Origin of the sequence: Polaromonas sp. UC242_47 (assembly GCF_044452385.1) — a bacterium.
GTDB lineage: Bacteria > Pseudomonadota > Gammaproteobacteria > Burkholderiales > Burkholderiaceae_C > Polaromonas.
The window spans coordinates 2,447,674-2,459,750 of sequence record NZ_JBIOAO010000001.1; the positions used below are offsets into that span (position 1 = coordinate 2,447,674).

General features: G+C 53.9%; 8 protein-coding genes. All 8 read right to left on the reverse strand.

Annotated features, from left to right (window positions below; genetic code table 11):
- Positions 1-8: 8 nt before the first annotated feature.
- Positions 9-707, reverse strand: coding sequence for a hypothetical protein (locus ACHMXK_RS11950; protein ID WP_397440590.1), 699 nt, complete (start codon positions 705-707; stop codon positions 9-11).
- Positions 708-963: 256 nt separating this feature from the next.
- Positions 964-3,738, reverse strand: coding sequence for an XrtA/PEP-CTERM system TPR-repeat protein PrsT (prsT, locus tag ACHMXK_RS11955; RefSeq protein WP_397440592.1), 2,775 nt, complete (start codon positions 3,736-3,738; stop codon positions 964-966).
- A 36-nt stretch (positions 3,739-3,774) separates the two neighbouring features.
- Complete coding sequence (gene prsR, locus ACHMXK_RS11960; protein WP_397440594.1) at positions 3,775-5,136, reverse strand: PEP-CTERM-box response regulator transcription factor; 1,362 nt, start codon at positions 5,134-5,136, stop codon at positions 3,775-3,777.
- Entirely contained in the window at positions 5,133-7,244 is a 2,112-nt protein-coding gene (prsK, locus tag ACHMXK_RS11965; RefSeq protein WP_397440596.1) for an XrtA/PEP-CTERM system histidine kinase PrsK, read from the reverse strand. Before prsK ends, prsR begins: the two co-directional genes overlap by 4 nt.
- Before the next feature lie 51 nt (positions 7,245-7,295).
- A complete protein-coding gene (locus tag ACHMXK_RS11970) occupies positions 7,296-8,678 on the reverse strand; it encodes a TIGR03013 family XrtA/PEP-CTERM system glycosyltransferase (protein ID WP_397442506.1) in 1,383 nt (460 codons plus the stop codon).
- Positions 8,679-8,820: 142 nt separating this feature from the next.
- Positions 8,821-10,233, reverse strand: a complete 1,413-nt coding sequence (locus tag ACHMXK_RS11975; RefSeq protein WP_397440598.1) for a hypothetical protein — start codon at positions 10,231-10,233, stop codon at positions 8,821-8,823.
- A gap of 46 nt (positions 10,234-10,279) precedes the next feature.
- Positions 10,280-10,792, reverse strand: a complete 513-nt coding sequence (locus tag ACHMXK_RS11980) for a hypothetical protein (RefSeq protein ID WP_397440600.1) — start codon at positions 10,790-10,792, stop codon at positions 10,280-10,282.
- A 7-nt stretch (positions 10,793-10,799) separates the two neighbouring features.
- On the reverse strand, positions 10,800-12,044 hold the full coding sequence (locus tag ACHMXK_RS11985; RefSeq protein ID WP_397440602.1) for a pyridoxal-dependent decarboxylase, exosortase A system-associated: 1,245 nt from the start codon (positions 12,042-12,044) through the stop codon (positions 10,800-10,802).
- Between the last annotated feature and the right edge of the window lie 33 nt (positions 12,045-12,077).

Consider the following 12,077-nt stretch of genomic DNA (forward strand, 5'->3'; position numbering starts at 1 on the left):
AACTGCGACTAACGCGCAATCCAATTGTCGAAAAGATATTTCTTGATTTTTGCCGAATCCCAAGTCACACCCAGACCCGATGGACTGTAAGAGCCGGATGCCATTTTTTGCAACTCGCCAGGGGGGAAACACTTCTCAAACTCGTTTCTACTCAAAGGCGACAAAAGAAGGTAATTGAGCTGGGCAACAATCGTCGATTTTTGAAGATCAGAGCCACTCGTCAGCACATATTTGACCGTAGATTGCCCGCTTGCATTTGCTGCATTCAAGCCAGAAACCGTCGCCAGCAATTTCGCGATGGTCACTTTCGTGTAATCAAATTTACCCTTGGTCTGCGTCGTCTTATCGTTAAGGGTCGGATATTTTGTATTCAGCACCGACCAAGGCGCATTGGTATAACCCGCTGAACTTCGAGCCACGTTGTCACGCCAGTCGGAGATATACCATGCCTCGTTTGAATAGGACTGATGTCCAGCCTTGTTTTTTAAACTCGTGTTTGGATTGATCTGCTCGGAGCCCCAAGCTGATGGACTTTGGCAACTCCAAGCGAACGCTGGCCGGCTGGTCAGTGTGGCAATCACGGGAACTGCCGCCGTCCCCAACTTGATGAGCCGGCGTCGGGATGGAGATGCAATCGGGTGCGAATCCGAAATGGGCACTTCCGCTCCATCGGCGCTTGCTTTCCCTTGTCTGCCAATTTCGCTCATAAACTTCCCCAGCTAATTTATGCCGACGAGTTAAATTCTATCTGGCAATCCGGCAATGGCATATCTGAAAAAAAATCACGATTCTCCGCAACACTTGTACTCAAGAGACTCACTAAAAATATTTGAAACTTCTCTTGAGCCCGAGAATGCTACAAATAAGCATAATTCGCGCCAATAAATTTAAACTGTTGATTCATATCGATTTTTTCTTTGAGCTGTGTGGAAAGATCAATGACTGTAAGAAAAATCGACACGCTCACAAACCCTTCAAGAGATTGCTAACTTCGTCCTGCGCCGAAAACTTGTCACCCAGCAGACTCAGTTCATCTAATTCTTTCCTGGCCAAATCTTTTTTTCCGCCTTTGATGTGGATTTTCGCCAGATTGAGTCTGAACAAGGCGTTTTGCGGCTGCAGCGCCAGCACTTTGTTTTGAAGCTCTACCGCTTTGGAATAGTCGCCCTTGTCCGACAACAGCATGGCCAGGGTGTCCATAAAGGCAGGCTGATTGGGGAGCAGCGTATTGGCTTTCTCGGCAAAGGCAATAGCACCTTCTTTGTTTAGTTTTGCACTTACCCAAGCGAGGTTGTTGTAGGCAATCGCGTTATTGGGCTGCAGCTTGATGACTGTCGCGTATTCTTTTTCGGCACCAACGTAGTCTTTACCCGCAATAGCGCGGTCGCCCAAATAAAGCGCGAAGGCTGCATCTTTAGGGGCATCCTTTTGCCATGTGGATGAGAACTTGTCTGCCTCCGCGCTTTTACCCGCTGCTGACAGCACAGAGTGCAGCTTTATTGCCAGCTCAGGCGAATTCACCTGCGTCAGCCCGACACGGTACGCCGTTGCAGCGCCATCCCAATTTTTCTGCGCGACGTTGATATCGCCTTCCAGCAAGTAGCCTACCGCTTCCTTTGGCCGCTGCTTCTGCACCGTGCGCGCCGTCGCGAAGGCATCCTGGAACTTCTTGCCATCCAGAGCGAGCTCAATCAAGGCACGCTGCGCTTCCAACAGGTCAGGTTTGAGCTCTAGCGCTTTTCGAAGGCTGTTACCCGCAGCATCCTTGTTTTTATCGGCCAGATACGCGGCCGCCAAGCGCATGTAAGGCAGCGGCGACAGCGCTTGCATGACGATCAACTTGTTGTAACTGGCAATCGCCTGGTTAAACTCCCCTGCGGCCTGTTGCGTGCGGCCCAATGCATCCAGCAACTCGGGGCTGTCTGGCAGGGCCGCCACAGCATTTTGCGCAACTGACGAGGCTACTTTGTAATTCTTGTTACGCAGATGGAAGTCAATTAAAAGCAAACGAGACGCAACATCAGTAGGATTCGCAGCCACTGCGTTGCCGATCAGCTTAGCCACCTCATCCTTCCCTGCCCCTGACCGTGCGGCTAACTCGGCCAGCGCCAGAAATGCCTGGCTGTTTTTAGGGTCTTTGGAAAGAACGGACTCGAATCGTTTCTTCGCATCCTCCGGCTTATTGTCAGCCATGTCCATGGAGGCCAGACTAACCACTGCAGGAAAGTAGGATGGGTCAATTATCAATGCTTGCTCAAAGCTCTTTCTTGCGCCGGCCCTGTCTTGTTTTTCCAACAGAGTTGTCGCTCGCAGTTGGGCTGCTAACGGCTTGCCTGGTTGCTTCTTCTCAAGTCCGTCGATAGCCTTCAACGCCTGGTCGAACTCTTGGCGCTTCAAGTGCACGCTAATCAGGGCAAAGTCTGCTGTCGTACCTGTGTCAGACATTGCAATATCCTGCAACTCGCCTAACGCCACGTCGACCTGCCCACCCATCAAATGTGTCAGGGCAAGCGATGTTCGGTTTCTGCCGTCCTTGGGGTTCTGCTGGGACGCTTTCGTGAAGTACTCTGCAGCCTGTTTGACGTCACCATTTTGCAGATACACTTCGCCCGCCAGTGAAACCAGGTCAGGATCGATATGCTCCCTGTTCAAGCCCGGAAGCAGTGTCGCCAACGCCTTGGCCGGTTGCCCTGAGCGTAGGTAGGTCACAACAAGCAGCCGTCGTGCCAAAGGAAGTTCAGGCACTAACTGAACCGCCTTGCTCAAGTAACCTTCCGCCTGCGCAAGCGAATTGAGTTGAAGCTCCACGGCCCCAGCCAGTTGCAAACCTTGAACGTTGCCGGGAGTTGACTTTAAAACCTCCTGCACCAGATCTCTGGCCAGCTTGAAGTCCTTTTTCTGAAAGGCTAACTGGGCCTCAAGGTATTTGGTTTGCGGATGTTGCGGTGCGAACTTCTTGATTTGTTCAACTTGGGTGGACGCTTCAGTGACGTTACCTTGCTGCAGCAGTAGCGTGGTGATAGCAGCTTGGCCCGCCAAAAAGTCCGGCTTCACCTCAACCGCCTTGCGATAGGCAACCAAGGCTTTGGCTGACTGGTCTTTCGCATACAGCAAGATGTCGCCTTTGAGTTTCCAGGCTTCATAACTCTTGGGTGATTTGGCGGTTATGTCATCTGCCATCGCCAACGCCCCGTCAAAGTCGCGTTGCCCAGCCTTTTGTCGAGCTTGCGCAATCAGCGCCGGCGCATAGTCTGGCTCCACCCGCAAGACAGCGTTCAAGGCCGCTTGTGAAAGCTCAGTCTTGCCTTGCGTCGCATAGGCAGATGCGAGCGACATCTGCAGATTTGCTTTGGCAGAGGTTTGGCTTAGTTCGGTTTTAGAGAATTCATCCGTTAGTTTCCTGTCATGCCCTTGCGCCAGCAAGGCTCTGGCCAATTGCGGAATCACCAAGTCATGCGGGTATTTCAAATCGAGCGCCTTACGCAATTCCGTTTCAGCCCCCACGGGATCGCCGCTATCCAGCAGCGCCGTCCCCAATAAAAAGCGTGCCTCGGGCAAGTTTGGATCGCTCTGAAGCGCATTTTTAATCTGAATGATCGCCGCCTTGCTATCGTTCTTCGCCAAATAGTCCTTGGCAGAAGTGAGCATGGTTTCAGGCTTGTCGCTGCACGCTGCGAGCGACAATGACACCAGCAAGGCCGACAAGACCGTGCCACACGTTGATTTTTTGAAGTTCATATGCGTGCCCTGAGATTCAATTTAAGGAGGAAAAAATCACTTCAAACCCAACCGATGCATCAAATCGTAAAGCGTAGGTCGACTCACACCAAGCAATTCAGCTGCCTTGACAATATTCCCATTCACCCGCCCTAGCGCTGCAATAATTGCCCGTTTTTCGGAATTGTCACGAATCACCCGCAGATTCAGTGAACTGTCAACGTCATTCAGTGCAGTGTTTTCAAAGCCCACATCTTCACTGGTAATCTGGTTTCCTTCTGCCATGATCGTGGCGCGCTTGATGCAGTTTTCAAGTTCGCGGATGTTGCCCGGCCATGGGTGTAGCTCAATCGCCCTGACAGCTTCTTCGCTGAGTGTCATGGATGATCGGTTTTGCTCCTGTGAAAAGCGTCTAACGAACGCATGTGCCAGCAGCGCTGCATCCCCCACACGCTCACGCAGCGGCGGAATTTTGACGACAATTTCAGCCAACCGGTAATACAAATCTTCACGGAACCGACCTTCTTTGCTAAGCGCATTCAAGTCCTGATGCGTGGCACACACGATTCGGACATCGACCGATATTTCTTGCCGACCACCCACGCGTTCAATTGTTCTTTCTTGCAAAAATCGCAGGAGTTTTGCCTGTAACGGAAAAGGTAGATCGCCAATCTCGTCAAGCATCAAGGTTCCGCCATTGGCCATCTCAATTTTTCCCAATGTCAACTTCGCCGCTCCGGTGAACGCACCTTTCTCAAAACCAAACAGCTCACTTTCCAGCAGGTTCTCTGGAATGGCGGCACAGTTGATGGCAACAAATTTCTCAGTCCGTCGAGGTGAGGACTGGTGGAGGCCGCGTGCCAGCACTTCTTTGCCCGTGCCACTTTCGCCTAGCAACATGATGGTGGCATTGCTGCTCGCCACTTTCTCAATCGTGCGGCAGATACGCAACATCTCCGGATCGCGCGTCGTCAAGCCCGACAATGCATCCGGCCGGTAACTCTGTTGCAGCCGGCGGTTTTCGCTTTGCAGTTCAAATAAACGGAAAGCACGCTCCACCGTCAGGTTGAGCAATTCGGGCTCGAACGGCTTCGCGAAAAAATCATAGGCCCCCATGGCCACGGCACGCAGGGCGTTGGCTTGATCGTTTTGCCCAGTCAGAACAATCACCTTGCTGTCGGGGTCAAAGGTCAAGATTTGCTCAAGCAGCCGAAAACCCTCAGACACTCCGTCCGCATCAGGCGGCAACCCCAGATCCATCGTGACTACCGCAGGCGCGCTTTTTCGCAATTGCAACAACGCGCTTTCCCTGTCATGGGCTGTTACCGAATCGAACAGATCAAGCGACCACTTGATCTGTTTCTGCAGGGCCAGGTCATCTTCGACGATCAACAAGGAACGGGGGGTTTCAGATGTCATGCAACCTCCAACGAGTGAAGATCTGATTCGTTCTGCGTTTCAAACAGCGGTAGGGATATTTCTACCCTCGTCCCCTGCCCTAGTTCGCTATCAACAACAATCTGCCCCCCCAACTCCTGCACATACAGGAAGCTTTCATAAGCCCCAATTCCCATCCCCGCATTTTTTGTGGTCTGAAAAGGCTTGAACAGACGATCCCGAATGAAATCCTGCGACATACCCTGCCCGGTGTCACCGACCACAACTCTGGCTCGACCACTTGAACGATCGAGACTGACCCATACGTTTCCACCAGCGTCCGTGGCATCAAAAGCATTCTGCACAACATGTCCGATGATTCGCTCCAATCGCTCTTCATGACCGCGTGCATCAACCGATTCCAGCAACCGAACTTCAAGCGTTCTTCCGCGTCCTGCCGCAACGGTCTCAATGCGACGAATGATTGCACCCAGGCTTACCCCAAATGATCTCCCTGCCGGCGCAGCCCCTTCCCGCAACTGGAGCATCAGTTGGCGCATTCTTTCAAGTGAATTCTCAACTGTCATCAGCATGTCTTGTTGAAATTCCGGGTTGCTCCCCAAGCGACTGGCATTTTTCAGCATTAACGAGAGCTGCGTCACAATATTTTTTAAATCATGCACTACAAAGGCTGACATGCGATTGAATGCGTCAAATTTTCGTACCTCGAGCAGTTCCTCCGTGGCCTGCATCTGTGCAAGAAAACTAGCGGCCTGCTGTCCAGCCGTTTTTAACAAATCATTGACCTCCCAGTTAACGTCCACACGCGAACGTGCACTGGCCAGGACCACAAAACCAATCAGTTCGTCCCCCACCATGAGCGGGACGATCAGCCACGCCTGCGCCAGCAGTTGCAGCCAACCCGGCAGTTTCAGCTGCCCGTAGCGCCGGGAATATGACCGGTACTCTTCGAGATTGATCACCCATCCGCTGGTCCTCATAAAGTGGCACAGGGGCGAATCGACGTCTTCCTTCTCCAGAGTTGGTGCCAGGTTCCAGCGAGCCGTTTGACTGAAGACCGCCTCTCCCCTTGTTCTCGTCCAGAGCCCCCCACCCGGACTCTCCAGCATGTCGGCCAAGCCACGAATGACCTGCTGCCCCATTTCTTGTGGCGAGTTTTGAGCAGACAAGGTGCGCGTGAATTTCAGCCACTCCTCACGGTAATCAAAGCGATAGCGAAAAAAGTGTTTCCCCAGAAAAACCCGCAGCTTGGCACGCACGGAACCCGAAAGAGCCAGGATCATGAGGACGACCAAGGCAAGGAATACCAGACCTAATTGAAGTGCACGTCCCCATTCGCCGCCGAAGTAGCGCACGTAATAACCTACGCTTGATATGAATAGCAAATAAACGCCAGCGATCAGCAATGTTGCCGAATGAAAAGCCGCTTTGGGTGAAAGGTGAATTTTTGAAATCCAATCGCTACGCCGGGAAATCGAAAGCAGTAATAGCGGCACGATTAACGTATGTACAGCGCCACGGATGCTGAGAGCATCACCGTCGATACGGTTGAATAAAACGGCCTGTGAATATAAATATAAGTCGAACAAAAATGCACCGGCCAGACCAAGGCACAAGGGCTTGATATTCCAGCGCGAATCTTCCGTCACATTCCGGAACACCTGTTCAAGCAAGAGCATGGCGAAAACCGGCAATGCCATCGAGCTGAACAACATCAACCTTGATGCGTCTCCTAGAACGTTGATGCGTAGCCCGACAAAAGAAAGCGCCAGTAGTCCAAAAAGCAATACTGCGGCAGAGGCTGGTGCCATCCAAGTCATGCCGGTAGGTGCCCTATGTGCTCGATTCGGCTGAAGCAGGATCAGGAGAAAGACGTACCACGAACCGTAGCGCAGCAAATCAAATAATGCGCTGAACAAAAAAAACAGCGGCTTGCCCGTCAACAGAAGTGCCAATCCAAACCATCCCCACAGCGCGCTCCATGCGACTGCTGCAAACAACATGGTTTTAGACCACTCTCGCGTGGAGCGAAAATAGCCGAGATGAAACAGCCGCAACGTAAAGGCCGAATAGACTAAGCCAACCAGGCCATAGCTCCAAGCCGTCAAGGCGACATTACCGTTATCCATGGCTCACCAACTGCAGCATTGGAGTTCCCTTTTGGCCCCGGTCAAATCAGATTACTGCGCACCCTTGCCCATCAGGACCACACCGACCGTTTCAAAAAGCACGATAAGATCAAGAAGCAAGGAGTGGTTTTTGACGTAGTAAAGATCGTACTGGAGTTTTTCAGCCGCGTCTTCGACTGACGCCCCATAGTGGTAGCGTACTTGCGCCCATCCCGTTACGCCCGGTTTGACACTCTGGCGTACCGCGTAATAGGGAAGTTCCTGCGTCAGTTGATCTACAAAATAAGGCCGCTCCGGGCGTGGCCCGACCAGACTCATATCGCCTGCAAGCACACTGAACAGTTGCGGTAACTCGTCAATGCGCCACTTGCGGATCGCCCGTCCGACCCGCGTAACCCGGTCATCAGAAGCTGATGCCCAACGAGGTTTGCCGTCTTTCTCGGCGTCGGTACGCATGCTGCGGAATTTCACAACGTTGAACAGCCGGCCGTTCAGCCCCACACGTTCTTGCAGGTAAAGAACAGGTCCACCGCTTTCCAGTAGTATCAAAACACCAGCCACCAACATGATTGGTAATGAGAGCAGAATCAAAAACGTTGCACACACAATGTCAAAGATACGCTTGATCACGGTACGAACCAGACCTTGGTCAAATCCGTCTCCAAATATCAACCACCCCGCTGACACAGAGTCACGCGTGATCTGACCCAATGTTTTTTCAAAGTAGGTTGCAATGTCAACGACCAGTACGCCACGTAGTTTGCAATCCAGCAACTCACGCATATGCATACTGCCGCCGCGGCGCTCGCTTAGGGCGACCACGATCTCATCCACCTGCTCTTCCTGAACGCAGTCAGTCAGCGATTTTTTTGAGGACAAAAGTCCCCAAGCAGAGACTTCAGCTACGGACTCATTTGGACCGGGGTAATACCCAACCAGATCAACATTGGAATCTGAATTTTTCAGTGCTTTTCCAACCAGCCTGGCACGTGCACCCGAGCCATATACCAATACACGCTGACGCATCAGGACTCTCGACGTTGCGTGAGCCACATAAACCCGGTTAATGAGCATAACGACCAGAGCGGCCACCAGCGCAAGTCCAAAAACCTTTTCATCTTCCAGCCTGAGAGGCGACAAATGAAAAACGCCATAGGCCAACGACAAGGACAGGCACAATGACAGGACGGCACGGGCGCGCGCCTGCCCCAATGTGTAGCTAGGTACGCGCTGATAGAACCCGAGACCTGCATTGATGACCACTATGCCGACGGCCAGCAAAAAAGACGTCCCGACAACGCCAAATGAGACTGAGGCCGGATGAGCCACCTGAGACAGGAGCGCGACCACCACGGTCGCCAGCACCAATCCAAGATCAAAAAAGATGTGTAAAAGAGTACGCTTATGAAAATAGTGGTTGAATATTTTTATCACGTTCAATCCCCCTTCCATGTCTAAGCTACCATCCATCTTTTAGACACTCGGCAACTGGCGTACGCAGCCGGCAATCAGGGGGGCTCGAGCTAAACGGCATATCCAGCCTCACTCACTGATCTGGCGTTCATGGTACACGTCCTTACGGACGTTGCAAGTGTCTTTCAGCCGCAGGCACCGCTTGAATCGAAAACAGTGCCAAAAAATAGACCAAAAAGGCCACTCTGGGCATATCCATCACGCTGCTGACCAGCCCCACCAGCAGCGCCGCACACAATGATGCAGCCAGATACACAGACAAAGCGAGCGTCCTGGCGCGCCCAAATATCAGATGCCACAGGGCATGCGCCATCAACGCGATCAACAGGAGCAAGCCTAGGCTCCCCCGTTCAATCAACACTTCAAGAAACAGGTTGTCTATATGCCAAGGCAGAAAATAGGACTGTGCAGCGGGGAACCAGTGCGCCATGCCTCGGGAGAAATTGCCATTCTCAAGTGACGGCTGTGGATATGGCCCTATGAGTCTCACATTGCCAAAATCGGCAACTCCACCTCGATTGACCACCGACAGCGAGAACATGGACAAGCGCGGCGCATACCAGAGGCTGCCCGTCAAAGGGACGCCTGAAAGCGGTAGCACCATGTGTTGCCACTCAGTCTCCCCCGGCAGAACGCTAATGAATGCCTCTTGACAATTGCCGTCATAAAGCAAATGTCTTTCGCACAATGCAAGATAAATGTCTGCTTGCTTATGAACCCGAATATCCAGGCTGACACGATGCAAGCCCTTCGATACATTGGTCACGCGTTGCGTCAAGGCGTACTCTCCGCCCAATTTCTCCAAGGTAGCGGGCCCTCGCACGGTCAAAAACGTGTTGGCTGCCCTGCCCGGCACCGGTTCATCACGCCATGTCACACCACCCGAGAATTCGCCTTGGAAAACTTTAGCTGCATAGTTGGCCGGTAACCGGCCAAGGCCCTTCCCTAGCAGCCAGTCTGTGGGGCCATCCAGCAAATCCAGGCCATGCTGCCAATGATCAAGGCGGCTACGCAAATCCTGCTCGGTGTTGCTCAGACGCTCCATCATGAACGAACCGCCCCCTCGCACCGCTGCAACCTCTGCCGCCAGTGCCAGCATCAAGATCAGACTGGCCTTCGTGCGCCAGCCCTCGGTTCGGTAGTGTGGCCATAGAGGCCCCCAAAACGTCCGCGCGTTGAAGCCAGTCATTTGTGCCCGCAGCAACACGCCTAGCAAGAGCAATGGCCCGGCAACTGCAAGGTAGACCCCACGGGAGAAAGTCGTCAGACACGCATAGCCCGTCAGCAAGGCAAGCGCGGCAGCCGCAGCCCAGATCAAGGGCCGTCGCGCCGAGATCAAGGCCCAGACGACAAAAGGCGTCGCCAAAACCAGGTAGGCATCAATCGCGGCGCCGCCCACATGCATTTCCCAAAACAAGGCCACGGTGCGATAGTGCCTAGAGAAATCCAGCAAGCCGGGAAACGCTGCGCGCTCCCACAAAACAGCCAGCGTGACCACCGTCAGCCCCGCCACCATGCCGCTCGCCAGTCGCTGACTCGCCAGCGTTCCGGAGTGTTCGAGTTCACGCCGCAGCAAGGGAACAAAAAAGCAACGCAAAGCCCAGACTCTTGAACACGCGCAGGCTGTTCAGCGCATCGGTATACCCGGCATACCAGTCAAAGGTAACACCACCGGCATCGACAAACCCGCGGAACAACGCCAATAGGCCTGAGGCACCGAGAAGAGCGAATAACCCCAGCAGGAACATAGAGCGCCGCGAAAAATGAACCGCTTTAGATTCACTGTTTGATCGTCGCGACCAAGCCAAGCGCCCATAGCCTCCCGCCAAGGCACCCAGCAGCAAGATGTCGAACTCTTCAAAAACAAGCCAACCGGTCCAGGGGGCGAAATTCAGCAACGGCAGACATGCGGGCACCACAAAGAGCCACACGCCGGGACGCCAGGCCACAGCCACGCACCACAGCCCAAAAACAGCCAACACTGCAGTCGGCCACATAGGATGGTGGCCTGCTAGCGTGGCGCCTGCGAAGAAACAGCCCAAAGAGACCAGCAGCCAAGCCGGGTTCTTCAGCAAACAGCCCTTAAACAAGAACCTCAACACAAACGGGATGTCCCAAAAACCTCTGCGGACTGGCGCTTGCACCATAAGCGCCAGACTGGAACACCACCACCAGATCATCGACCTGCGCCACGGGTAAAGTCATGCGGTCAGCCAGCAGGTCCAGAGGGGTGCACAGAGGCCCGACGACCGATGCGAGCTCCTTTTCCAGCGAATCGACCTTGTTGCCAATCGTGACCGGGTGATTTTTACGCACGACCTGACCAAAGTTGCCCGAGGCCGACAAGTGGTGATGCAGGCCACCGTCCGCCACCAGATACACCTGCCCGCGAGAAACCTTGCGATCCACAATGCGCGCCACATAGATACCGGCCTCCCCCACCAGATAACGGCCCAGTTCGACTACAAATGCGGCGTCAGGAAGCTCTGTCCGGGCACGTTGGACGAGCCGGGCCAGGTTGTCGCCAATCGGCGCCAGATCAAGCCGTTGTTCGCCGGGAAAATAGGGAATACCGAAACCACCGCCCAAATTCATAAAGCGCACCGGCAAGGGCGCATCCTGTGCCAGGCGCACTGCCAGTTCGTAGGATTTCTGCTGGGCCTCACAAATCAAATCTGAGCGCAGATTTTGCGAACCAGCAAACAAATGGAAGCCTTCAAAAGCCAGGCCCGCACGGCGGATGTCCGCCAACAAAGCCGGCACCTGCTCCGCATCGACACCAAACTGCTTAGCACCGCCGCCCATCCTCATACCCGAACCTTTGAGTTCAAAGTCAGGATTGACACGCACGGCCACGCGGGCTGGCAGACCCAGCTCGCCAGAGATCGCCTCCAGCGCCACCACTTCACGAAACGATTCCACATTGATCAGCACGCGGGCCGCGACAGCCTGGCGCAACTCGGCGTCGCGCTTACCAGGCCCGGCGAAACTGACTTCCAGCGGGTCGGCCCCCGCATCCAATGCCACCTTCAGCTCCCCGGCTGAGGCGACATCAATGCCGTCCACCAGGCCAGCCATGAAACCCACCACTGCGGGCATGGGATTGGCCTTCATGGCGTAGTGAAGCTTGACGCCCTCAGGTAGCACACCACGCAGCGCCACCACCCGCGACCGCAGCAGCGCACGATCGTAAGCATAAAAAGGCGTTTGTCCGACCCTTGCCGCCAGCAATGACAATCGCTCGCCACCAACCACCAGTTCACCGTCTTGCACGAAAAACTGGTTCATGGCGGCATGCACGGGCAGTTGGCGTTCGGTCATTGGCATAAATTGATCTGGGCTTTGGTGGTTGGTTGAGGT